The organism is Anaerocolumna sp. AGMB13020, assembly GCF_033100115.1.
In the GTDB taxonomy this organism is placed as follows: domain Bacteria; phylum Bacillota; class Clostridia; order Lachnospirales; family Lachnospiraceae; genus Anaerocolumna.
The window spans coordinates 3924160-3947890 of the sequence record NZ_CP136910.1 but is presented as its reverse complement, the minus strand read 5'-3'; the positions used below and the strand labels follow the sequence as shown (position 1 = coordinate 3947890).

Below are 23731 nucleotides of genomic sequence, written 5' to 3'. Positions count from 1 at the left end.
AGTTCGCTTCGCTCAAACAATCTACTTTATAATATAGCATAAAAGCTTCAGAGAAAAGGACTACTAATACCTTTCCATAGGCGCATTCGTTCTTTCCGGTTTATTCAATTTACCTGAAATCCTATGAAAATATGGTTTTTAGTTTTACTTATTCCTATCTTCTAGTTTTTGTCTGGCTATCATTTGAAGTATACCACCATTGCGGTAATAATCCCACTCAGCGGCTGAGTCTATTCTTAGACGCACTTGAAAGGAAAGCTTTTCTGTAGTGACTGTTACCAGATTTTCTTCTCTTTCTTCTATCCAAAAGGTGTATTGCTCTTCTCCTGTAAGACCAAGGCTTTCTGGCGTGTCTCCTGGTAAAAACTCAAAAGGCAGGACGCCCATCATTACAAGATTCGACCGATGGATTCTCTCATAGCTTTCAGCAAGTACTGCCTTTACACCTAATAATGCCGTTCCTTTCGCTGCCCAATCTCTGGAAGAACCCATACCATAATCTTTTCCTGCAATTACTAAAAGAGCTTTTTCTTCTGCTTTATATTTCATGGCAGCGTCATAGATGGAAACGAGTTCTCCGCTGGGAAGGTGTCTTGTATAACCGCCCTCTTTTCCTTCCGCCAGTTGGTTTCGGATTCTGATATTGGCAAAGGTTCCTCGCATCATTACTTCATGATTTCCTCTTCTTGAACCATAGGTATTAAAATCTTTTACCTCTATCCCAAGCTCTGCAAGATATTTTCCTGCGGGCGTGTTTTTTCCGATATTACCAGCGGGTGATATATGATCGGTGGTTACAGAATCACCAAATTTAGCCAGGACGCTGAGACTTTTTAAATTGCTGATTTTGCATCTTTCCTTTGACAGGTTATCAAAATAAGGCGGGTTCCTGATATAGGTAGAATCTTCTTTAAAGTCAAAGGTGCCTTTGCCTTTGGCTTTCAGCTCTTCCCATTTTTCATTTCCAAGCCATACCTTTTCATATCTCTTAAGAAACATGTCTCCCTTTAGTGATCTTTCCATTAATAACTGGATCTCTGCGGAAGATGGCCAAATATCCTTAAGAAATACTCTTTTTCCAGCTGCATTCTCACCAATTGGGTCGTTTTCAAAATCTATCAGTATGGTACCAGCCAGTGCATAGGCTATTACTAACATAGGGGAAGCAAGAAAGTTTGCTTTGATCAGAGGATGTATTCTGCCTTCAAAGTTTCTGTTCCCTGATAATACCGAAGCTGTGAGCAGGTTTTCTTCTGATATGGCTTTCTCAATCTCCGGCAGCAGTTTACCGGAATTCCCAATACAGGTGGTACATCCATATCCTACTGTATGAAACCCAAGCTCCTTTAAATAAGGGGTCAGTAATGCTTTATCCAGGTAATCACTTACGATGAGAGACCCGGGGGCCAGAGAAGTCTTTACAAAAGCAGGTACTTGAAGACCTGATTCTACGGCCTTTTTTGCCATTAGACCAGCTCCAAACATTACATAGGGATTGGAGGTATTGGTACAGGAGGTAATCGCTGCAAGTACGATATCCCCGGTTTTTAACTCCACTGTTTCTTTCTTTGTATGCTTTTCCTCCTGCTTCACAGACAATGCTGGCCTTAGAACAGATAACTTAACTTTTTTATCCAGTTCCTCTATTGACAGACCATATCCTTTGTTTCCGGGTGCTTCTGTCAGGCAGCTCTTAAAGTATTCCTTTACTTTATTAAGGGGCATAAGATCTTGAGGTCTTTTGGGACCGGCCAGGGAAGCCGTTACCGTACTTAGATCCAATGTAATTTCTTTTGTGTATTCCGGTATTACTCCCTCTCCCAGCATAAGTCCATTGATTTTTAAGTATTCTCTTACCCTGTCAGCCTCTTCTTTCTTTCTCCCTGTTAGCAGCAGATAATGATAGCTTTCTTCATCAAAGGGAAAATAACCACAGGTTGCACCATACTCAGGTGCCATATTGGCAACCGTTGCCCGGTCAGCAAGGGTCAGATTTTTAAGTCCCTCACCGAAGAATTCCACAAACTGACCTACAACACCGATATTTCTTAGCAAAGCTGTTACAGAAAGTGCCAGATCTGTGGCAGTGGCGCCTTCCTTTAGCTTTCCGGTAAGTCTTACCCCGATTACATTTGGCATTGTCATATAGGAGGGCTCTCCCAACATATTGGCCTCTGCCTCTATCCCTCCCACTCCCCAGCCCAGGACACCAAGGCCGTTAATCATGGTTGTATGGGAATCCGTTCCCACCAGGGTATCCGGATATAATATTGTCAATTCTTCTTCTCTGGCTTCCACTACTGAAGCCAGATATTCTAAGTTCACCTGATGGATAATTCCCATTCCGGGCGGTACTACCCTAAAATTTTGAAAAGTATTTTGTGCCCACTTTAAGAATTCATATCTTTCTTTGTTTCTGTCATATTCCAGTTCTATATTTTCAGCAAGAGAAGAATCTTTACCATAAGAGTCTACCTGAACAGAATGATCTACAACCAGATCAACCTTAACTCCCGGGTTAAGTGCTCCTCCCACCGCCTGTCCCATAGACGCAAGGTCCACCATAGCCGGTACTCCGGTAAAATCCTGCAATAATACTCTGGAAGGCATAAAAGGGACTTCCAGTTTCTCTTTCATATCCTTCTGCCAGCCGGCCAGGCTGTGAATATGCTCCTCTTTTATACGCTTATGATCCAACTGCCTGATTGCGCCTTCCAGCAGTATCTTTATGGTTATGGGCAGTTTATCTATCTGATATCCTTTTTCCTTTAAGCTGTCTATACTGTAATAGCCATAGGTCTTCCCCCCAAAGGTGAATTGTTTTCGTGTTTGTTTTTTTGTATCTTCACTCATATTGCTAACCTTCCTTCCTTATATATTGCAAACTTATGCCATAGTTACTACACTTTATCATCATTTCATTAATGTGTCTTTGTTTTGCTTTAGGCAAACAGTAGTTCTACTATCTATGTTACCATGTCCCGGTTGGAAGCACAAGGTCATCCAACTGGTAAAAATAAGCTGGTCCGGTAAAAAAATAAGCCTATCTTACCTGAAGTATAACCAGGCTGATAGGCTCACACTTTCATTTATTTAGATTTCCGCCAGTTTCTTTCCTAACTCAAACAGTGCGTTAAGAGTATCATCATCGGGGTCGTTTAAGCAGGTTATTCCTTCACCTCCGACTATTTCAGCTCCAGCATTCTTTAAACGCTCCTCCCAATCACGCATCCACTCACAATTACCCCAGCCATATGAACCAAACAGAGCGATTTTCTTACCGGATACATACTGCTCCAGTTCTGCAACAAAAGGTTCCATGGTATCTTCTTCTAACACCTCTGCTCCCATTGAGGGGCAGCCAAGTGCATATACCGCTTCCTCTTTCAGACTTTCCGCCTTTACCTGATATACTTCCGTAACCTGTGCTTCCTTACCGCCTGCTGTAACACCTTCACCAAGCTTCTCAGCCATTGCTTTTGTATTTCCTGTACTGCTCCAATAAACGATATTAATCTTACTCATACTTATTCCTCCATCTTTTATTTATTGCATTTATTGCAATATTCACATAATATGTCCTTTAAGGCACATGCACTGCTACTGTGGCTTCTCTCCACAATTGTGGAGTCTTTTTCTACTGCCTTTAATGCTGATACTACCATCTTATGAGATACCGTATTGGTAAACAATATCAATAAATCAGGACTTCCCACCTGCGTCCTGAAATTTGCCGGCATCTGGGTAAATACCTTTGCCTTAAAATTATGCTTTTTGCATATCTCCTTGTAAGTACAGACCATGCGGTCATGTCCTCCTACTATAACAACGCTCATAAAATCACCTCTCTTTTCCTTTTGCATTCAGCAGGTAAAGTGATTTCGTTGTCAAACAGAACTCACTTTATAGCAGAAGCAAATTAGTCAGTCTCTATCTCTCATATATTATATTTATTAATTGCAACTGATATTCATTTTCATTTAATTTATTATAAGATTATCATAACTAACCTAATTAAGGCAAGCATTATTTTTCTAATTGATAATTTTTATATATTTGTCCCAATTAAATAAATTTTCCAGCTTAAATATAAGACATTCCTTATAATAGATCTGCTTTAAGAACCTCTGTTCCCGATGATTTACCATAATGATATAAAACTGCAAGAAGCCCCCTGAAATTCCTTTAATGCACTGCCTGTAACATATTACCAAGCTTTATCTCTAAAATCGAACCAGTTTTGGACGATTATAGCAAACAACTTGGTAATCTGTCTATCAGACTGTGAAGGAAAGTCAAGGGACTTCTCGCAGTAGCCTTGTTAATGAAGAAACAGCCTCTTCTTTTGACTATTTACTTTTAATGTTTATCTCACCACTGGTGGTTTCTACTGTTAACTGAATCAGCGGCGCTGTTCCCACTGTGGCGGTTGCTTTCTTTTTATTCTTGTTATAGCTTATCTGGTCATTAAAAAAGCTGATATCACCACTGCTGGTACTGGCATTAAATTCAAAAGCCAAGGAAGCTGGAATACGCATTGTTACATCCCCACTGGAGGACTCTGCATTGATATCGTCTGTAATGAAAGAAATCTCTTTACTAAAATCAACCTCTATCTGACCTGAGGTAGAATGAAAATCTCCTGCTCCATTGGTATTACTGATACGGATATCTCCACTGGAGGTATATGCTTTAATATATCCTTCGCTATTCTCAAGCTTTATCTCTCCTGAGGTTGAATGAAGTTCTTTTTTGCCAATGGTACCTTCTACTTTAATATCTCCGCTGGAGGTGCCTGCTTCAAAATCCCCAATGGAATTTTCTACATAGATACTGCCTGAGACACTTGATATCACTGTATTACCACTGCCTCCGAATACCTTAATATCTCCGCTGCTGGTTGATAATATTCGATTACCTTCTGCTTTCTGAAATTTTAAGTTTCCACTGGCAGAAGAGATTGTTAGATTCTCTCCGGATATTGCATTAAATTCTATGTCACCACTGGCAGAAGAGATCGTTAAATTTTCTCCGGATACTTCATTAAATACGATTTCACCACTGGTAGTAGTAACCACAAATTCCCTTACCTTTAAATTCAGTCCGGATTCTATGTCACCGCTGGCAGTACTGATATATATATTATTCTTATACCCTGCTGGCAGATATATTTCCATACGGCTGCTTCTGTTAAAGCCTAAGACCATGCCATTCCAGCTGTCCCGCTTACCCTCCAGCCTTAACTCTTTCCCGCTTTTTGTGATTTTGGTAAGCTCCTCCTCTTTTGGAGTAAAGCTCATATATTCTTTTAAAATTAGTTCATCACTGTCACTTTCATAAACTACAACATTATCGGAGCTGTACTTAACCTTTAGGTCTTCTATTCCCTCCAGATTAGTAGTTTGTGTATTCGCCAGCTCAAGTCTGCCCCCGAATGAAAAATTAGTTGTCCGTATTCCCCCTGTATGAATCAGAAAGATCAACAGGCCTATCAAACCGATAGCAATCGCTGCATAGACAATGATCAGGACTTTAAAAAATGGTCTCAACGCTGCTTATCCTCCTTCAAACGATAAAGCAATTCAATGATTGCATGTACACAGGCACCTACCAGGAATATAATCCAGGTTGCATACCAGCTAAAAGTCGCAAAACTTATACCAAAATATAGTACTAATATGAAAGTCCATGCTACGAACAGCACCGCGGTTTTTACTGATTTGCTCTTGTGGGAGCTGCTTTTCCATTCCTTGAATTCCTCAACTACCGTATCATTCTTACGTTTATATTTCGGATACATATTGCCTGTATATACAAGCATACAGGTTGGTATGATAGCCAACAACAGCATAACGATAAAACCAATCGTGGTTAAATCAATGGGAAAATACATATAACTGCTCATCAGTCCCAGGGCTAAAAACTGAACCACACTAAAGATATATAACCCAACCGCCGCCGTCTTTACCAAAACAACCTTTTTATACTGCGCTTCCTGAATTGTTCTGTAATCAGGATTTACATCCTCCAACTCTTCGAAAAGTTCCGAGACATTACCGATGGAATTAATGACCAGCATACAGGCATCCTCCGGTTTCATACCTTCTGCTACCAAATCCTGATAACGCTCTTCCGAATTACCAAGTAATTCTTCCCTCAGCTCAAATGCTTTTCTTGTTTTGGGTGCTTCTTCGAAAAGCTTCTCAATATGAGCTCTCATTCTCTCATCCATATTATTCTTCCTCCATTTACTTTAATAAAGTATCAATTATTAATTTGGCATTCTCCCAGTCTTTTCTATAGTCCTGATATGCCTGGCGGCCCTTATCCGTAATGGAATAATATCTTCTTCTGGCACCCACTTCCTGGTCTCCCCAATAAGAAGTGATCAGCTGCGCCTGTTCCAGACGGCGAAATGCTGTGTAAAGAGTAGCTTCCTTCAATTCAAACAAATTGTTGGTCTTCTCCATAATTTCTTTGTTAATCTGATAACCGTAGCTGTCCCTCTCCAATAGATGTGCCAGGATTATCGGTTCGGTATGGCCACGAATTACATCTGATGTAATCGACATGTTGCTACCTCCTTATCTTGACTATATTATATTTATATATACCTCACCTGTCAAGGTATATTTAAAAATAATATACTATATATACTGATTTATATAAAATCTTGATAAATTCCGTTTTTTCCATCTCTACTAATCCTTTTTCAAAGCAGGTCCTCTGTTATTTTTCAGAAATACTTAGCATATCTTAATACAATCTTAGGTTATTTATTTCCTATTTTTAATTGAGTAAATACTTTATAACTGCTACAATGGATGTAATCTCAGGCAAATAAATACCTACAAAGGAGATAACTTAACACTATGGGAGTAGATGTTACAATCACACAAAAAGGACTTTTTAAGAAAAACCTGCCCTTGGAGATATTACTTGGCGGTAAATTAAAATATGGCAGATTCGATGGTTTACGCTTAATAGAAGGCGAACTGGGGGAAGAAGGTTTTGTCGCCTATCTGCCGGACAGATTAGCACGGGGTATCGGTATTGACTGGAATGCCCAGAAGAAAGATTCTGTATATCTGCGTCTTCCATTTCCCTCTACCCTGGAGGAAACCGATGCTTTATACGATCTGATCCAAAGAATTAAAGGATATTGGACCAACTGTAAAGTGGAGATAGATGGAGCTATCCTGAATGAGAATGAATTAGAAGAATCCAGAAAAATCAATAGAAACTTTAACTTAGAAGTACTAAAGAATTTTTGCAACGATGAAGAGCAGGAATCCTTAACCATATTTTGCGCCTTATGGCCCCTTGTACTGGGTGAAAAAGAGAAAGAACGTTTCAGAGAGGCAGAGGATTTAAAGGATTTCAGTGATTACCTACATAACATGCAGGCAATAGACGTGTATTATGCCAAACCGGCAATTTATAAACGAAAAGAGGATTTTATCGGAATGTTTGCAATCACAGAGTCTACACCAAGCATCATTCCCTCCTCTCCTAAGATACCCTTTGGCTTAGAATTTCCGGGTACTGGTAAAGAATCTGCTATCAGCGCCTGGTATGTAACCTTGGTGTCACTTTCAAAAGAGCAGGAACCTTATGTTGTAAACTTTATAGATTTTATGAATGCGCTGCCCCCAGAGAAACTTAACTATTATGATGCGGAAAATGTACTTCTGAAGGAACTGAGCTTAGACGAGATTATTGCCATTGGAGAAAAATACAAAGTGGAATTATAGTCCGTCTATGTTTCTTTTCTTTGTGCCCGCTTCTCTGACTATTTTGTGCTATATTATTAAACAGACTATTTGATTGATGCTACACTTCTGTTTTATAATAACCAAGCACAAAATATCAGAGAATCAGGACTTTCAAAGCCTTGGTATCAAAGCAATTGTTTTTTTGTGTAATTCACTGTTTCTTGATAAAAATCTAGAATCGGAAGTCTCTCTTTCCTTCCTGAACCTGAACGAGATAATCTTTTGCTATTGCTTTTACTTTCTCATTGGTTACATGTTCAAGTTCCTTTTCAATCAGTTGTTCTCCCTTTTTCTTTGTATCCTCTCCGGCATAATCCTCCAGATACTCCTTTAAGGTCATAAGGGCATTGGGCTGGCAGCAATTCGCAATCTGACCTGATTTCACCAGCTTCATGAAACGATCACCCGTTCTTCCTTCCCTGTAACAGGCAGTACAAAAGCTTGGAATAAACCCTAATTCCAGCAGCCAGTTTACCACCTGGTCAAGGGTTCTCTTATCCTCTACATCGAACTGACTGGAATTATCCTCTTCCTCTTCTTCCTGTGCATAACCACCCACGCTGGTTCTGGAACCACCACTTAACTGACTGATACCAAGCTGCAGCACCTTTTCTCTGGTTTCTCTGGATTCCCTGGTAGATACGATCATTCCTGTATAAGGTACGGCAATTCGAAGCACCGCTACAATCTTTTCAAAAATGGCATCCGAGATGGAATTGGTGAAATCCTCTGGATCAATATCATCAGCCGGACGTATTCTCGGAACACTTATGGTATGAGGTCCAACCCCAAGAGCAGCCTCCAGATGTTCTGCATGCATCAGCATACCAACAAAATCATAGCGGTAGAGATTAAGACCAAAGAGTACTCCCAGACCAACATCATCGATTCCGGCTTCCATGGCTCTGTCCATTGCTTCGGTATGATATGCATAGTTATGCTTTGGTCCTGTGGGATGAAGTTTCTCATAATTCTCTTTGTTATAGGTTTCCTGAAAGAGAATATAGGTACCGATTCCTGCTTCTTTTAATTTGCGGTAATCTTCATGGGTGGTGGCCGCAATATTAACATTTACCCGGCGGATAGCACCATTCTTATGTTTAATGGAATAGATGGTATTGATACATTCCAGTATATAATCAATCGGGTTATTTACCGGATCCTCTCCCGCTTCCAGTGCAAGACGCTTATGTCCCATATCCTGCAAAGCGATAACTTCATTCCTTATCTCTTCCTGTGTAAGCTTCTTTCTGGCAATATGCTTGTTCTGGTGATGGTAAGGACAATAAACACAACCATTGACACAGTAATTTGATAAATAAAGAGGCGCAAACATAACAATCCGGTTTCCATAGAACTTATTCTTAATCTCCTTCGCCAGCTGATACATTCTTTCATTTTCTTCCTCTAAGTCGCACTCCAGCAAAACGGCTGCTTCCCTGTGGCTGATTCCCTGCATAAGCTCTGCTTTCTTGATAATACTGTCAATCAATTCTTTGTTACTTTTATTTTCAAGTGCATAGGTTATGGTGTCTTTAATCTCCCCGTCATCAATAAATTCTTCTGCCTTTTTTGACTTTACATTGTACATATATCTTCCTTCCCTTCTACTGTTTCAAATGTGTGGGGGATAAAATCGCCTTTGGCGGTTACTATCTCATGTCCAACGGTTAACATCCTTCTCTGGAGACAGGCTCTGCATTCTGCCGCCTCGTCGCCGGTACAGATCTTGTTATCATAGAGTTCATACTGCTTTCTTACCCTGACCGGGGATAAATTAGGCATTACAACATTCGCTCCCCAGGAGATGCCTTCTTCCCTGCCTTTGGGATGTATTGTACCAAGGGCTGTCGTTGCCGGAATCAGGCCATTGGGTATCATAAGTCTGATAATGGCAATAAGTCTTAAGGTCAGTTCATAAGACCCCTTGGAAAACTCCTTAAACGGTGTGTCATGATGGGGAAGAAACGGACCGATCCCAACCATAGCAGGTTCCAGTTCCTTAATAAAGGTTAAATCCTTGGCAATACATTCCGGTGTCTGATAAGGTGAACCCACCATAAAACCTGTGCCCACCTGATAACCCAGTTCCTTCAGATTCCACAGGCACTGTTTGCGTTCCGCGAGTTTTAAGCTGCCCGGATGCAGCAGGCTGTAATGCTCGTCATCTGCAGTTTCATGGCGCAGCAGGTATCTGTCGGCTCCGGCTTCCTTGTATCTTTTATAGGACTCGTAGCTTTTCTCACCAATGGATAAGGTTATAGCACAATCCGGATATTTTTCTTTAATACTTAGACAGACTTTTTCAATATCTTCGTCCGTAAATCTCAAGTCCTCTCCACCCTGAAGTACAAAGGTACGAAATCCCAGTTCATAACCCTGTTCACAGCAAGACATGATATCTTCAAAAGTCAGACGATATCTTACTGCATTTGTATTGCTCTTTCTGATTCCGCAATAATAGCAGTCATTCTTACAATAATTCGTAAATTCTATCAAGCCTCTGGTAAATACCTTATTACCATAGAACGCCTGCTTCACTTGAAAAGCATTTTCTTTCAGATACTGACCATCCTCATCAGACATGCCTCGTATCAGTGCTGCAAATTCTTCCTCTTTCAGGTTTCTGGTCTTTCTTAAGATGTCTATTAAATCCTTCATGGCATCCTCCTATCAGGAAATATGATTCCTTCTTAAACTAATCCATTATGCTCTGTTAACCTAAAAAAATCCTTACGTCCCAGGTGTTTGACCAAAGACATAAGGATTCTCATGTTAAGAAGAAAAGAATGCCGGATAAAAGTATTCCAATACTTCTTTGATAATATGATTCCAATGCCTTTTCAATCGGGACGAACCCTTTTAATCAGTACATATACATTCTTTCTTTGTAATTTTAAAGGAATTATTTAACTGGGATACCGCTACTGCCAGCTTGGTATTCTTTGTTTCAGGCCCACTAACTGCTTCTGTTAAGCTATCATCAAGATTTGCAGGAACTGCTGTACTTTTACTCTCTGCCTAATCAGCGGCAAGTCTCAGGTAATAAATATAATGAGGCAGTACCTATCCTGCCAATTCCAGCCAAAAAACTTTGCTAAATAATTCACACTCTCAATTAATTATACTCCTTCTTTGTTATTTAGTAAACAAATTTTATCAATAAACTTTAGAGAAAAAGTGGAAAGCTAACACCAAAAAGAATCTTTCGCATAAATTATAGTATAAAACAGAAAGGGGAATGTACTTGCAGCCGGAGCACAAATATAACAGCCCGTCAAATAAGGACAGTATGCAAAAACCATATTGCCAGAAGAAACTTACAGCCATGCAGCGTGCTAATGGTCAAGGCTATCGACCACCTCCCCCTGTACCCTTGATTACACCGCCTGATTTCACCCCTCCCATACCCGCTTTCAAAAACGGAGCCCGGGGTATGCGCGGTTGTATTGACAGAAATACCTACGTCTGGCTTGTAAACGGAACCAGTTACTGGTTCTTTCCTTCTTTTATAGGCAGGCAGACAGCCATTGGTTATCGCTGGAGAGGCTTTGGATGGATATATCAACGAATCAGTCTGAACAACATTGTAACGTTTCAGTGTTTCTAAATCGGAGACTTCTTAGTCATCTGTCTGTTAAAGTATCTAAAAAAGGTGCAGCTTTATGCTGCACCTTCTCTTCTGTATAAATCCTGTTTCTTAAATTATTTATATACGATGCAGCCTCTTTATCTGGTAACATTTCTAACCCATTTCATAGAACGGTATCTCCAGAGGGATAACGGAATCTTAATAATCTCATCACTCATAAGAATCATATATACAGCAATTATGGGTAGTTCAAAGACAAATGCAGCCAATGCACCAAATAATATTGCTACTCCCCACAAGGTTGATGCATCCAATATGAGACCGAATCGTGTATCTCCTCCTGCCCGGAATACCCCCACTATCAAAGTCGTATTTAATGCCTGTCCAATAACAAAATAGGACATGACAAACATCATAAATTTGAGATAGGACTGAGCTTCTACACTTAAATTCAAATAGTTTCCAACAACATTACCGGCTATAAGTATAATAACACTTCCAATAAAGCCAAGGCAGATCGTTATCCTGACCAACCTCTTCGCATACAGCTTTGCCAGTTCTTCTTTGCCTTCACCAATTGCTTTCCCCAGTATTATTGCCGTAGCATTGGAAACGCCAAAGGTTATAACCGTTGCAAACTGCCTAGTTACCTGTGTTACAGAATTAGCCGCTACCACAGATTGTCCCAGATGTCCGATGATGGCAGCCGAGGCAGCGACGCCTGCTCCCCATAGAAGTTCATTTAGCATGACTGGTATGGAATAATGTAAAAAGTCTCTGCTTAACAGTTTGTCTCTAACCATCAGATTCTTAAACCGGAAATGTATAGTCTTATTAATCTTAAAGGCATAAAAGCTAACCACCAATACTTCTGAAATTCTGGCTATTAAAGTACCAATAGCAGCACCACGGATACCCATGGGTTCAAAACCGAGGAGACCAAAAATTAATATAGAGTTAAAAACAAAGTTAACAATAAATGAAACCAGATAAACTACAGTGGAGACTATTACCCTCTCCACACTCCTCATGATATTAAGATATATCATGGTAAAGGAAACCATTACATAAGAAAAAGCTACTATTTTAAGATATTTTGCTCCTTCTTCAATAACACCCTGTTCAGAGGAGAAAATATGCATTATCTGTGTTGGAAATATAAGTACTGCTGCTGTGAATATTAGACCAATACAAATAGAAAAGCGCATTGTAATGGCCATAATCTTTTCTATGGTATCGGTATCCTTCTTGCCCCAATATTGGGCGGTCAGTACGGCAGCTCCTGATGTTAATCCAAAAAATATGAGAGTCATTATAAACTGTACTTGTCCAGCAAGGGAAGCTCCTGATAAGGATGTTTCTCCTACTTTTCCCAACATGATTACATCTGTGGAGGTTACTCCAACATTTATAAGATTCTGTAATGCCATAGGAAAAACCAGTGAAAATACCAATTTGTAGAAGGTTCGTTTTTCTTGTTTACTATTTAATTCATTCATTTTTTATCCATCCTGTTCCAGCTATCCATGTTTACATGGAAGTTATACACAGGTTAACTGTGTTACACTTTATGCTTATTTTTTGTCAATCAAGGGACACGGTAACATTTTTGAAGGCAAAAGTCAATAGGGGGCTGGGAATATCAGACGGAAGTTGTGGTATGTATGACGGGAGGTTGTGGCTGTGGACGATGATTAGGGGGGCTGTTTGGCAGGTGTTTCTTCGAGAACCCTTATTCCACTAAAATGGCAGCAACGATTCCTGGCAGGTAAGCCTGTGCCAAACTCGCTGGTATGTTGTGGGAGCGTAGTTTTAATGAGCTCAGACAGTGGCACTGACTTACCTAGGAATCGTTGCTGCCATTTAAGTGTCATAAGGAACCTCTCAAGGCACCCCTGCCAAACAGCCCCCCTAATCATCTGGTTACTTGGCTTTACCTGTCTTATCTGTTCGTTGTAATGGATGTAAGATGATATGCTTGGATTGGAATTCATTACAATTTATTTATAAGCAATGCCAAATTATGAGTTGTAGATTACTGGTATATCATATCTATGTAGTTTATACTTCTTATCTTATCTGCACTTTAGACTTGCAAGTCAAAGTCTTGCTTCTATAAAGCACAGGCAAATTACACAAAGCAGAAAGAACGAATGCGCCTATGGAAAGGCATTAGAAGACCTTTTCTCTGAATATTTTGTGCTATATGATAAAACAGATTGTTTGAGCGAAGCGAGTTATCTGTTTCATCATATGTCCAGCACAAAATAGTCAGAGAAATTAGGGCTTCTTATGCCTTGGAATCGAAGCATGAGTTTTTTCTGCTTTGTGTAATTTGCCGTCCCCTTGTGAAAAACTGCCTTTAAAAAAAGCCGGAATCTTTAATTCCGGCTTGCTCTGAGCTTTTTATATTTATTATTATTTCTTCATTTAGCTGAGGTTATCAATTTGATCACTATTTCTGTGCAGCTATCCAGATCATCAATATGTGTGTATTCTTTGGTAGAGTGGACACTGTTCATTCCGCAGGCCATTACGATACCTGTAATGTTGTTGCGTACAAAATTGTTGTTATCACTACCGCCAAAGGTTTCAATATAATTCGTTTTTATAGATAGTTCCTGGCATGCTCTTTCGTAGCGCTGTACTACCGGATCACTCTCCAGCGTCTCGTAGGAAAGACAACCGAAGGTGGTTTCAAAGGTTAGTACGGCTTTTGCTTTGTCTGCGGCTTCCTGGAAGGCTTTTCTTATTTTCTCAGTTTCCTCCAGGGCTTTTTCATGACGAAGGCTTCTTACTTCTCCTTTTAAGATGCATTTTTCCGGTACGATATTTCTGGCAAGTCCGCCTTCTATTAAACCTATATTAACGGTTGTTTCTGTATCGATGCGTCCCATTTGTATGGCAGTTATGGCTTCCGCTGCTGCTTTTATGGCGTGTATGCCTGTTTCGGGGGCAAATCCTGCGTGAGCGGCTTTCCCGGTAAAGACTGCTTCTATGGACACCAGAGTAGGCGCTTTTAACGCTGCCGTTCCTATTTCTCCGCTTAAGTCCAGTACATATGCTTCTTTTGCTTTGATTTTTGAATAATCGAATACATCTGAGCCTTTTAGATATACTTCTTCTGCTATAGGAAACAATACTTCTATGCTGCGGTGAGGCAGGTTCTTTTCTTTTACGGATCTAACTGCCTCTAGGATAGCTACGACACCGGACAGATCGTCTGCTCCCAGTACAGTGGTTCCATCACTGGTTATGGTTCCGTCAGGGTGTACAACGGCTTTTTTATTGAAGGCAGGCTCTACTGTATCCATATGGGCAGATAGCAGAATGGGAGGTCCGTCTATTTCACCAGGTAAATAACCATAAAGATTACCTGCATTTCCACCATATACTTTTCCTGCTTCGTCTTCCGTTACGGCAAAGCCCAAATCTGACAGCTCCTTCCATAATACATCCGCCATTTCCCGTTCTCCAAATGAGGGGGAATCGATGGATACCAGCTTTACGAAATTATTTATGATACGCTCTCTGTTTGCCATATCTGTCTCCATTCCTGTGTTGTATTTTGCGAATTTATATGGTTGCGTTTATGCTTTCGCTTCTTTATTAATGTATCACAGGTTATGGTATTCTTCAATATGAAAGAGAAATTTCCTTGTTTTCATATTTGATTTGAGGGTTTATGGTCATTGGAAATAAATCAAAGATCTTTTCTATCTCTTTTTCCGATATTATTCCTTCTTCTCTTACAAGGTCTTTTACTGAAACACCTTTCTTCAAGGCTGTTTTTGCGATTCTTGCGGCTTCTTCATAGCCTGTTACAGGGCAGAGTGCGGTTGCAATGGAAACACTGTTATCCAGCAGTGCTTTGCAGTGTTCCTCATTTGCAGTTATTCCAGATACACACAGATTTGTTAGGGTAAACGCTGCCTGACGAAGAAGCTCCAGTGACTCAAACAAATTATAGAATACCACCGGTTCAAAAGCATTTAGTTCCAGCTGACCGCTGCCGGCTGCCCAGGTTATCGCCGCATCGTTTCCTATTATCTGAAAAGCTGCCTGATTTACGACCTCTGGTATCACCGGATTTACTTTACCCGGCATGATAGAAGAACCATTCTGCAATGCCGGCAGATTAATCTCACCAAGACCTGTTCTGGGACCAGAGGATAACAGCCTTAAGTCATTGCTGATTTTGGAAAGATTGACAGCACAGGATTTCAAACAGCCTGACACCTGTACAAATCCATCAAGGTTCTGGGTTGCATCAAACATATCGGCTGCCTGTTTATAATTAATCATACATAGCCTGTTTAAGTTTGGGATGATATTTGAATAATAATAAGGACTGGCATTGAGACCGCTTCCGATTGCAGTTCCGCCAAGATTAAGCGTCAACATCTCTTCTCCTGCTACTTTAAGCCTTGCTATATCACGGTTTATTGCAGTGGAAAAAGCCTGAAAGGTCTGACCCAGACGCATGGGGACGGCATCCTGTAGCTGAGTCCTGCCCATTTTAAGAATATGATCGAATTCTTCTGCTTTATTTGCGAAAGCTTCACTTAATTTCTTTAGTTCTGCTACTGCTTTTACTATCAGTTCCAATACCGTCATCTTACCGGCACTTGGAATAACATCATTGGTAGATTGCGCCATATTTACATGGTCGTTGGGATGAATAATAGAATAGTTGCCTTTCATACCTCCCAGAAGTTCAATCGCACGATTGGCAATGACCTCATTGGCATTCATGTTGGCCGAGGTTCCGGCTCCGCCTTGTATGGCATCCACAATGAATTGCTCCCTGAAGCTTCCATTTATGATCTCTTCGCAGGCTTTTATAATACTTCCTGCCTTTTCTTCCGGAAGAAATCCACCTTCATAATTTGTCAACGCTGCGGCTTTCTTTATCTTTGCAAGATTTGATATAAAAAACGGATTAAGAGGTCTGCCTGTCATTATAAAGTTATTTCGTCCTCTTAAACTCTGAACTCCGTAATAAGCATCTTTTGGTATAGCCATACTCCCCATTGAATCGGCTTCTATTCTCATAATTTGTGTCAACCTTCCCTTTCATAATGTCATTCTCTGTTATCCATCTGGTTGAATCCCGGTTCCTGATTTTCTTCCGGCAAATTACACAGACTTTCTAACCTTTTTCTAATAGTTCATGGAAATGAGAATATCACCATTTTTAAGAGCCGTAAATAGGGGTAGCGCACTTTCGAATTAATAAAAAATATTAATGGTATAGACAAAATAAAATAATGATTTTGGTCTTATTTATTTCGATTCTTCTTAGGAGTGTTTGTAAATTTATTGAGGTAATTTATTGTCGTTTTACGTAACTTCTTAATTTTTCTTAATAATATAATGTTTGAACGGATTCTTTCTTGCATCAAAGGTCTCTTTATTTTATAATATTAAGAAATGTTAGGAATAACTTTAATGAAAGCAGGTATACATATGGATCATGTAGACGAACATATACTGGAAATCTTACAAAAAAACGCAAGAACACCCCTTAAAGTGATAGCAGACCAGGTCTTCTTATCATCTCCTGCCGTTGCTGCCAGAATCTCAAAATTGGAGAAAGACGGAATTATAAAAGGATATCATGCGGAGGTAAACTGGCTAAAACTTGGTTACCATATAACAGCTTTTATCAATCTTGAGGTTGAACCCATTCAAAAGGTTGAATTCTACCCCTTCATAAAATCCTGTCCAAATGTGATTGAGTGTAACTGCGTAACCGGACATTATGCCATGCTTATAAAAGTAGCCTTTCCAAGTACTATGGAGCTTGATTCTTTCATTGGTCAAATTCAGAAATTCGGACGTACCAGTACACAGATTGTATTCTCCACAGCAGTAGAACACAGGGGGATTCATTGCACCATGGTGTCAGATGAATCCCCCCTTACAGAGTAGAGCAGTCGTTAAACTGCTATTATGTAATTGTAATAATATATAGTAGAATTATTCAATATTCAACCCGATAAAGGGTATGATTGCTTCTTCCCAATGTTCCAGAATATACTTTCCGATGAATGGGTCATACATAAAGCCCAGGTTTTTTTCAATCTCATTATAGCACTCTTCAGGCGATAATATTGAACGGTATCTCCTCTCCGTTGTCATGGCATCTATGGAATCACAGATGGCTATGATTCTGGATCCTAAGGGGATATCGTTACCTTTTATACCCTCTGGGTACCCACCTCCATCATAACGTTCATGGTGATGAAGAACAATTCCGCTGATTTGCTTCATACGCTTTGACTTATTTAAAATATCGTATCCAATTCGTGAATGCGTCTTAATGACTTCCCATTCTTCTGGTGTTAACGGCCCCTCTTTATTGAGGATAGCATCCGCTATGCCAATCTTACCGATATCATGAAGATGCGCTGCTATATGAATTTCATTGGTATCACTGTTACTCAGTCCAATGATTTCACAGATTTTCTTAGCCAGCTCACTTACTCTCCAGGAATGATTCGCAGTGTATTTGTCCTTGGCATCCAAAGCTCCTGTAATACACTCTATAATTTCATGGTAATCTATGTAGTCATCTGCTTTGTTGTCTGCTATACTCATCCTAACGTGCCTTTCCTTTGGATAATTCCTATCCACAACACACCAATTGTACTAAATTTTATCATATCAGGCAATATTTTTTTATGACTTTTCCTTATATTCTTTCAAATCTATCAACATCTGTTACGAAAATAATAGCTCCTCCAACATTAACCATAACCTGAGTAGAATAAAACTCCGCAGATCCTACAGGATTGGAAATAATCTGCTGTCTGGGTCCGCATTCCTTCTTCACAAGTTCTATTACCTCATCCACTTTCTCTTCCTCGGTACCAATCAGCAAGGTAGTATTACCTTCTCTTAGGAAACCTCCCGTTGAAGCAAGTTTCGTAACATAAAAACCTTTGCTGTTTAACCCGTCTGTTACTCTCGTGCTGTCTACATTCCGTACTATTACATAAATCAGTTTCATTGTAATCCCTTCCTTTCTATACGCTTTATTTTCTCAAGGGCTGTAGCATTACAATCCTATTATTGACTTATCCTGTTACTGTAAACATGGTATGTGAATAAATGTTCGATAATTTAATCAAAACTCTTAATCTAAAACTTAAAAGTTCTTATATATCTGATAATTTAAAAATTATATCTGTATTATATTATATTTTATACTGAAAGTAAAGTTTTAAGCACAACTTATACCTCTAAGTTTGTAAACCGGCTTAATTTAAGTAAGTTAATTGTCTGTACTACTGATAACCTGACATACTGCTGTCACATTAAATCTGTTATAATAAATATCATTATTCGAAAGACGGTGGTTCCTTCATGCATTTTAAAGAATATAAATCGATACTCTCTCCTCAAAACGGAATGAACATATACAGAGGCTGCACCCATGGCTGCATTTATTGTGACAGCCGCAGCCATTGTTACAAAATGGAGCATGCCTTTACTGATATCGAAGTAAAAAAGGATGCACCTCTTATGCTGCTAAATGCCTTATCTCGTAAACGAAAGAAAGCAATGATTGGAACCGGTGCGATGACAGATCCTTATATTCCTCTGGAGAAGGAGTTAAAGTATACCAGAAGGTGTCTGGAGGCAATTGATCATTATGGCTATGGCCTTGCAATTCAAACGAAATCTAATTTGATATTACGGGATCTGGACCTGCTGACCTCCATTCACCGTAAGGCAAAATGCGTGGTACAGATAACTCTGACTACCTACGATGAAGCTCTCTGCCGCCTCCTGGAGCCCTATGTCAGTACAACCAAAGAACGATTTGAAGTGTTAAAGATATTAAGGGATATTGGTATCCCAACGGTAGTGTGGCTGGATCCTATTCTCCCCTTTATAAATGACACAAAAGAGAATCTTATGGGAATTCTTGATTATTGCATTGAGGCAAAGGTTTATGGAATTATATGCTTTGGAATGGGCCTTACCCTGAGAGAAGGAAGCCGGGAATATTTTTATGAGAAACTGGAGGAACATTTTCCAGGAATGAAGGAAAAGTATCAGAAGAAGTATGGCTACGCTTATGAGCTATCCAGTGATAACAACAAAGAACTGATGGAGATTTTTTATACCGTCTGCCGTAAGAACAGGATTGTAACCGGAAACGACAGGCTTTTTGATTACCTTCATACTTATACGGAAAAAGAGGTCTATAACCAACTTAGTCTGCCCTGGTTATAGAGAAACAAAGAATCTATTATCATACTTTTCCCGTTACCGCCAAACAGGCTTCTGATACTGTTGGAGAATTTTTTGATATTTGATTAATGTAATCCATTTCAAAAAGCTTAATATAAACAAATAATTACGGCACCTTAATATACTAGATATAAGGTGCCGTATTCCATAAATTCTTAGCTTATAACCTTAGGACTTACATACACATACTTACATGTATATGTTTTATACCTTAATTCTCTATCTCTATTCTTATACTACTTTCGAATAAGATAGCTTAACATTCTAATTATATATACTTCATTATTTCCATTCTTTTATCCAATCATTTATCTTTTACTCAACGCCCTTTACTGCTTCCCGCTTAATACTCCTTTAATGGTTCTAAAAGTTATCTTCTGTCCGTTGTATAAGATAAGTCCTTTGAAGATTCTCCCAGACAGATTTACCATTATTGCGGTAAACAGTATCATAACTGCCAGTAACAGCAATCCATGAGGTATACTTACCACTCCTGTCAGCAGATCCACCGGTACGATAAACGGTGCCGTAAAGGGAATATACCTGGCTACTGCAGTGAAACTTTCGTTTCCGCTAAGCGGTACAAAATAACTTAACATAAAACTCACTACAATAGGGAGCATTATTATTCCCTGTGTTGAAGCTGCATCCTCCGGTTTTGATACCATACTTCCGGCAAGAGCTGCCAGTAAGCTGTAAAATAGAAACCCAAAGAAAAAGAAGAGGATTGAAATTAATATTGCCGGGAGGGATAATGCAGATTGACCAATGGTATCCTTTAAAAGGTCTATAAAGGTAATCACCGGATTCGTATAACCGGGGTACATACTTCCGGCTATAATGTTACCGCCGTAAAGTCCACCGATCAATGCAATAATCCAGATTGTAAACTGTAGTACTCCCTGGGTTGCTACTGCCAGTACTTTACCAGCTATGAGTGCTTCCGGTCTTACTGATACCAGCAAGGTCTCAACTAATTTAGAAGTCTTCTCACCGGATACCGATTTGCTGATCTGCTGGCCGTAGAATATCAGCATGAAATACAAGATAAAGCTGAAGGCCATAGGTGCAAGCATCTTGACAACCATATTTGCTATATCTTCATCTTCTCCCAAGCTGGAAACGGTGTAACCACCCGACTGTGTAAACAGGCTTACCTGATTTTCTGCCAAACCTGCTTTCTCCATCTTAAATGCCTCAAAGACCTGTATCAGCTGGTTCAAAATTGAATCAGCTTCACTGCCGGATATAAGACTTTCCGGAGGAAATATTGTTTCCAAGAGATAATTTCCGTCTTCTTTGATTATATGAAGGAAAAGTGTTTTATCTGTAACATCAGAAGATTCTGCTGCTTCTTTGATATCTGAACCTTCGTAGCTGCTGAATTTCACAGCCCCAAAAGCTGCATTGCCCTTCAGCTGATTAGCAAAATCAATGGGACCAAGTCCGCTCTCATCTAATACTATAATATTTTCTGTAAGCACAGCTGACAGGGGCTGGGAATTGTCTGTTATCTCTCCAACGATGGGTGCTGGTGCAGCACTATCCTCCTCCGGCTTAGCCGACCTTGCACCGAATATATTTACCAGGATAAGTGCTCCTGCAAGCAGTATCGCTACTAATACAGTTGTTACCTTAAAGCTTAGGGTATCTGCAGACTGTTTAAAGGAGAAGCCAAAAACTGCCTTAAAGCCTCTTAAATTAAATTTCATGCCTTTATACCTCCCTTACCCAGTTTAAATAAATCCTTTGGCTTTATTCTGTTTCCATTATGAAGTATCAGCGTCTCATAAATACCAGCCACAAATTTAAACATTACTATATTGAGTAAAATAAGCAGAAGAATGGCTCCTCCAGCTATAATATAATTGGCTTTTCCAATCAGGATGGCACCGGGCAGGATAAAGGGGGAAGAAAGAGGGAACAAAAACGCAAAAGTTACGAATCCGTTGCTTCCACTTCCCATCAGCATATTGGCTGCTATAATTCCAATATAAACACCTACCATGGACGTAAGCGTTAACATAGTCATTCCTTCGTTTAGTTCCTCCATCTTGCTGACAGTTGCTCCTGCAAGACCTGCCAGTACAGCATAGAAGATCAGTCCAAGGGCAATAAGTATTAATCCTAATATAAGGTTGATAATATTCATATTTTCAAAAATATTTGCTGGTACCAACTGGCTTATACCCCCAGCCTGGGGGTCTCCTGCCAGAACAGCTGATATGCGATTTGAAACAAACACCACTAACAAGAGTGATATTATCTGAATCAATACAGCTGAAAGCATTGCCAGTACTTTTCCCACCATCAGTGCAAGTGGCCTGACAGATATCAGCAGATATTCAACAACCCGGTTTGCTTTTTCTGTTACAACGGAGGAAGCCACCTGTGAGCTTGCCATAATTGTTACCATCATCAAGACGAATAGTATTCCATAGATAAACCAGTATTCATTCATGGAAATCGCGCTGTTCTTCTCTTCTGTAAGATTGCCGGAAGCATCCAGTCTCAGGGTTTTTCCTTCCGTTCTGGTATGAAGGATATTGTTCTGTTCTTCAGTGACCCCAGCCTGGCTCAGGCGATATTTATCAAAAGCTGTGTATACTTTATCAGCAAAAGCAGACATTGCTCCATCCTTTACAGGTCCTTTGGCAGCTTTCTCAAAATGTAACTGATAACCACCGTTTGCTTCTGTTATTGTAAGTAACACAGATGTGTCCTCTGTTTCCTGTATCCGCTTGGCAACAGTATCATAATCTTCTGTAAGATTTACAAATTGCACATCCCTGTACGCCGCCTCCTCTTTTAGAGAAGTAAAATCCGGTTCCGTAACCGTTGTAAGGTTGTGTATATATACCATTTTAACAGCACTGATTTCCTCACTGTCCGTAGCTATATTTCCTGTTAAATATTGAACTAACGGCATCGATACCAACGCTAACAGCGCCATGATCAGAAAGGAAATCTGGTAAGCCTTGTTCTTTAGGGTCTCTCTAAGGGTAAAAGAAAACACATCCCTCCAACCGCTTACACTACTTTTCTTCATGAACTTCTCCCACCTTTTCTATGAATATTTCATGGAGTGAAGGCTCCCTCAGTTCAAACTTAACAATCGGAATCTTATCCTCAATCAGTTTGGTCAAGAAAGCCATAGCCTGCTCCTCACCCAGTACCTTAAGCTGGTATTCTCCCGGTGTCTTATTTGTTATCTCTATTCCAAAGCTTTCAATATAAGAGGCAATCTCAACATCACTCTTAACAAAGAGATTAACCCTGCCATAGCTTTTCTTTATGGTATTCAAATTTCCCTGAAGCACTGCCTTACCTCTGTTTAGGATTGTTATATCCGAACAGAATTCTTCAATAACCGGCATCTGATGACTGGACATGATGAGGAACTTATCTTTTGCGATTTCTTCTCTGATAATTCCCTTGAACAATTCCGTATTTACGGGATCCAGTCCGCTTAAAGGTTCATCCAATATAATCAGCTCCGGATCGGATATAAGCGCCGCCATCAACTGAATCTTCTGCTGATTACCTTTGGATAGCTGGTCTGCTTTATTTGCCTTGGGATTCTTCTTTCCCTTTACCTTGGGCGGGAATACATACTCTGTCACAGACAGCCTGTCTGACCAGTATTCGAGTCTGCTTAAAGCAGTTTTCTTTGGAACATTTCTTAAATTTGCGAAGTATAACAACTGATCTAACAGGGAATATTTCGGATACAGTCCTCGCTCCTCTGCCAGATATCCAATATTGGCATTGACCGTATCAAGAGGATTTCCTTTCCAGAGTATTTCTCCTCCGTCCTTTGACAGCATTCCCAGAAGTATACGCAATGAGGTTGTTTTACCGGCACCATTGGTACCTAGGAGGGCATATACTCCTGGTCTTTCGATGGAAAAGCTCAAATCCTCCACGACCAGTTTGTCACCATATTTCTTTGTTATGTTTTTGACAATCAACGACATTTTCTCTCTCTCCTTACCCTTTATTCATACCCATCTGATAAGTTTATGGCAGAAATCTATAAATTTTTTAGTATATAATAATTATTTATAAATATATCCGGTAAAATTAGTCATCAGTTGGA

At 39.8% G+C, this 23731-nt stretch carries 20 protein-coding genes; 4 read left to right on the top strand and 16 right to left on the bottom strand.

The window, feature by feature from the left end:
* Positions 1 to 144 precede the first annotated feature (144 nt).
* From acnA to R2R35_RS16315, 6 genes are all read right to left on the bottom strand, one after another.
* Positions 145 to 2853, bottom strand: coding sequence for an aconitate hydratase AcnA (acnA, locus tag R2R35_RS16340; RefSeq protein ID WP_317730901.1), 2709 nt, complete (start codon positions 2851 to 2853; stop codon positions 145 to 147).
* 240 nt (positions 2854 to 3093) lie between these two features.
* The gene (locus R2R35_RS16335; protein ID WP_317730900.1) at positions 3094 to 3525 is read right to left on the bottom strand and encodes a flavodoxin; all 432 of its coding nucleotides are present in this window, start codon (positions 3523 to 3525) and stop codon (positions 3094 to 3096) included.
* Between the two features lie 17 nt (positions 3526 to 3542).
* The gene (locus R2R35_RS16330) at positions 3543 to 3836 is read right to left on the bottom strand and encodes a DUF2325 domain-containing protein (protein WP_317730899.1); all 294 of its coding nucleotides are present in this window, start codon (positions 3834 to 3836) and stop codon (positions 3543 to 3545) included.
* 513 nt (positions 3837 to 4349) lie between these two features.
* On the bottom strand, positions 4350 to 5549 hold the full coding sequence (locus R2R35_RS16325; RefSeq protein WP_317730898.1) for a DUF4097 family beta strand repeat-containing protein: 1200 nt from the start codon (positions 5547 to 5549) through the stop codon (positions 4350 to 4352).
* Positions 5546 to 6232 (bottom strand): permease prefix domain 1-containing protein, encoded by a 687-nt coding sequence (locus R2R35_RS16320; protein ID WP_317730897.1) that lies wholly within the window; start codon positions 6230 to 6232, stop codon positions 5546 to 5548. Before R2R35_RS16320 ends, R2R35_RS16325 begins: the two co-directional genes overlap by 4 nt.
* Positions 6233 to 6248: 16 nt before the next feature.
* Entirely contained in the window at positions 6249 to 6572 is a 324-nt protein-coding gene (locus tag R2R35_RS16315) for a PadR family transcriptional regulator (protein WP_317730896.1), read from the bottom strand.
* 300 nt (positions 6573 to 6872) lie between these two features.
* Here R2R35_RS16315 and R2R35_RS16310 point away from each other — a divergent pair, with 300 nt between their 5' ends.
* Complete coding sequence (locus R2R35_RS16310) at positions 6873 to 7754, top strand: DUF4299 family protein (protein WP_317730895.1); 882 nt, start codon at positions 6873 to 6875, stop codon at positions 7752 to 7754.
* 193 nt (positions 7755 to 7947) lie between these two features.
* Here the strand turns inward: R2R35_RS16310 and hydG are convergent, their stop codons facing one another.
* Complete coding sequence (hydG, locus tag R2R35_RS16305) at positions 7948 to 9366, bottom strand: [FeFe] hydrogenase H-cluster radical SAM maturase HydG (RefSeq protein ID WP_317730894.1); 1419 nt, start codon at positions 9364 to 9366, stop codon at positions 7948 to 7950.
* Positions 9354 to 10436: a [FeFe] hydrogenase H-cluster radical SAM maturase HydE gene (gene hydE, locus R2R35_RS16300; RefSeq protein ID WP_317730893.1), complete on the bottom strand. Its 1083-nt coding sequence runs from the start codon at positions 10434 to 10436 to the stop codon at positions 9354 to 9356. The genes hydG and hydE overlap by 13 nt, the downstream gene beginning before the upstream one ends.
* A 631-nt stretch (positions 10437 to 11067) precedes the next feature.
* On the opposite strand from hydE, the gene R2R35_RS16295 reads away from it, so the two are divergent.
* Positions 11068 to 11385, top strand: a complete 318-nt coding sequence (locus R2R35_RS16295) for a hypothetical protein (protein ID WP_317730892.1) — start codon at positions 11068 to 11070, stop codon at positions 11383 to 11385.
* A gap of 119 nt (positions 11386 to 11504) precedes the next feature.
* On the opposite strand, the gene R2R35_RS16290 is transcribed toward R2R35_RS16295, so the two are convergent.
* From R2R35_RS16290 to R2R35_RS16280, 3 genes are all read right to left on the bottom strand, one after another.
* Positions 11505 to 12866, bottom strand: coding sequence for an MATE family efflux transporter (locus R2R35_RS16290; protein WP_317730891.1), 1362 nt, complete (start codon positions 12864 to 12866; stop codon positions 11505 to 11507).
* 927 nt (positions 12867 to 13793) lie between these two features.
* Positions 13794 to 14909: a M20/M25/M40 family metallo-hydrolase gene (locus R2R35_RS16285; RefSeq protein ID WP_317730890.1), complete on the bottom strand. Its 1116-nt coding sequence runs from the start codon at positions 14907 to 14909 to the stop codon at positions 13794 to 13796.
* A gap of 94 nt (positions 14910 to 15003) precedes the next feature.
* On the bottom strand, positions 15004 to 16422 hold the full coding sequence (locus R2R35_RS16280) for an aspartate ammonia-lyase (protein ID WP_317730889.1): 1419 nt from the start codon (positions 16420 to 16422) through the stop codon (positions 15004 to 15006).
* Positions 16423 to 16836: 414 nt separating this feature from the next.
* On the opposite strand from R2R35_RS16280, the gene R2R35_RS16275 reads away from it, so the two are divergent.
* Entirely contained in the window at positions 16837 to 17301 is a 465-nt protein-coding gene (locus R2R35_RS16275) for an Lrp/AsnC family transcriptional regulator (RefSeq protein ID WP_317730888.1), read from the top strand.
* A 48-nt stretch (positions 17302 to 17349) separates the two neighbouring features.
* Here R2R35_RS16275 and R2R35_RS16270 read toward each other — a convergent pair whose 3' ends face one another.
* Positions 17350 to 17970, bottom strand: coding sequence for an HD-GYP domain-containing protein (locus R2R35_RS16270; protein WP_317730887.1), 621 nt, complete (start codon positions 17968 to 17970; stop codon positions 17350 to 17352).
* Positions 17971 to 18064: 94 nt separating this feature from the next.
* Positions 18065 to 18382, bottom strand: coding sequence for a cyclic-di-AMP receptor (locus R2R35_RS16265; protein ID WP_033168410.1), 318 nt, complete (start codon positions 18380 to 18382; stop codon positions 18065 to 18067).
* A 356-nt stretch (positions 18383 to 18738) separates the two neighbouring features.
* Here R2R35_RS16265 and R2R35_RS16260 point away from each other — a divergent pair, with 356 nt between their 5' ends.
* Positions 18739 to 19614, top strand: coding sequence for an SPL family radical SAM protein (locus R2R35_RS16260; protein ID WP_317730886.1), 876 nt, complete (start codon positions 18739 to 18741; stop codon positions 19612 to 19614).
* Between the two features lie 347 nt (positions 19615 to 19961).
* On the opposite strand, the gene R2R35_RS16255 is transcribed toward R2R35_RS16260, so the two are convergent.
* Genes R2R35_RS16255 through R2R35_RS16245 form a run of 3 tightly spaced genes read right to left on the bottom strand, consistent with a single transcriptional unit; the run spans position 19962 to position 23609 of the window.
* Positions 19962 to 21344, bottom strand: coding sequence for an ABC transporter permease (locus R2R35_RS16255; RefSeq protein WP_317730885.1), 1383 nt, complete (start codon positions 21342 to 21344; stop codon positions 19962 to 19964).
* Positions 21341 to 22681: an ABC transporter permease gene (locus R2R35_RS16250; RefSeq protein WP_317730884.1), complete on the bottom strand. Its 1341-nt coding sequence runs from the start codon at positions 22679 to 22681 to the stop codon at positions 21341 to 21343. The genes R2R35_RS16255 and R2R35_RS16250 overlap by 4 nt, the downstream gene beginning before the upstream one ends.
* On the bottom strand, positions 22668 to 23609 hold the full coding sequence (locus R2R35_RS16245; protein ID WP_317730883.1) for an ABC transporter ATP-binding protein: 942 nt from the start codon (positions 23607 to 23609) through the stop codon (positions 22668 to 22670). Before R2R35_RS16245 ends, R2R35_RS16250 begins: the two co-directional genes overlap by 14 nt.
* Positions 23610 to 23731 lie beyond the last annotated feature (122 nt).

Excerpts from the sequence above, each read along its gene's own strand:
- acnA (WP_317730901.1), bottom strand. The coding sequence starts at position 2,853 with ATGAGTGAAGATACAAAAAAACAAACACGAAAACAATTCACCTTTGGG.
- R2R35_RS16335 (WP_317730900.1), bottom strand. The coding sequence starts at position 3,525 with ATGAGTAAGATTAATATCGTTTATTGGAGCAGTACAGGAAATACAAAA.
- R2R35_RS16330 (WP_317730899.1), bottom strand. The coding sequence starts at position 3,836 with ATGAGCGTTGTTATAGTAGGAGGACATGACCGCATGGTCTGTACTTAC.
- R2R35_RS16320 (WP_317730897.1), bottom strand. The coding sequence starts at position 6,232 with ATGGATGAGAGAATGAGAGCTCATATTGAGAAGCTTTTCGAAGAAGCA.
- R2R35_RS16315 (WP_317730896.1), bottom strand. The coding sequence starts at position 6,572 with ATGTCGATTACATCAGATGTAATTCGTGGCCATACCGAACCGATAATC.
- R2R35_RS16310 (WP_317730895.1), top strand. The coding sequence starts at position 6,873 with ATGGGAGTAGATGTTACAATCACACAAAAAGGACTTTTTAAGAAAAAC.
- hydG (WP_317730894.1), bottom strand. The coding sequence starts at position 9,366 with ATGTACAATGTAAAGTCAAAAAAGGCAGAAGAATTTATTGATGACGGG.
- hydE (WP_317730893.1), bottom strand. The coding sequence starts at position 10,436 with ATGAAGGATTTAATAGACATCTTAAGAAAGACCAGAAACCTGAAAGAG.
- R2R35_RS16295 (WP_317730892.1), top strand. The coding sequence starts at position 11,068 with ATGCAAAAACCATATTGCCAGAAGAAACTTACAGCCATGCAGCGTGCT.
- R2R35_RS16290 (WP_317730891.1), bottom strand. The coding sequence starts at position 12,866 with ATGAATGAATTAAATAGTAAACAAGAAAAACGAACCTTCTACAAATTG.
- R2R35_RS16285 (WP_317730890.1), bottom strand. The coding sequence starts at position 14,909 with ATGGCAAACAGAGAGCGTATCATAAATAATTTCGTAAAGCTGGTATCC.
- R2R35_RS16280 (WP_317730889.1), bottom strand. The coding sequence starts at position 16,422 with ATGAGAATAGAAGCCGATTCAATGGGGAGTATGGCTATACCAAAAGAT.
- R2R35_RS16275 (WP_317730888.1), top strand. The coding sequence starts at position 16,837 with ATGGATCATGTAGACGAACATATACTGGAAATCTTACAAAAAAACGCA.
- R2R35_RS16270 (WP_317730887.1), bottom strand. The coding sequence starts at position 17,970 with ATGAGTATAGCAGACAACAAAGCAGATGACTACATAGATTACCATGAA.
- R2R35_RS16265 (WP_033168410.1), bottom strand. The coding sequence starts at position 18,382 with ATGAAACTGATTTATGTAATAGTACGGAATGTAGACAGCACGAGAGTA.
- R2R35_RS16260 (WP_317730886.1), top strand. The coding sequence starts at position 18,739 with ATGCATTTTAAAGAATATAAATCGATACTCTCTCCTCAAAACGGAATG.
- R2R35_RS16255 (WP_317730885.1), bottom strand. The coding sequence starts at position 21,344 with ATGAAATTTAATTTAAGAGGCTTTAAGGCAGTTTTTGGCTTCTCCTTT.
- R2R35_RS16250 (WP_317730884.1), bottom strand. The coding sequence starts at position 22,681 with ATGAAGAAAAGTAGTGTAAGCGGTTGGAGGGATGTGTTTTCTTTTACC.
- R2R35_RS16245 (WP_317730883.1), bottom strand. The coding sequence starts at position 23,609 with ATGTCGTTGATTGTCAAAAACATAACAAAGAAATATGGTGACAAACTG.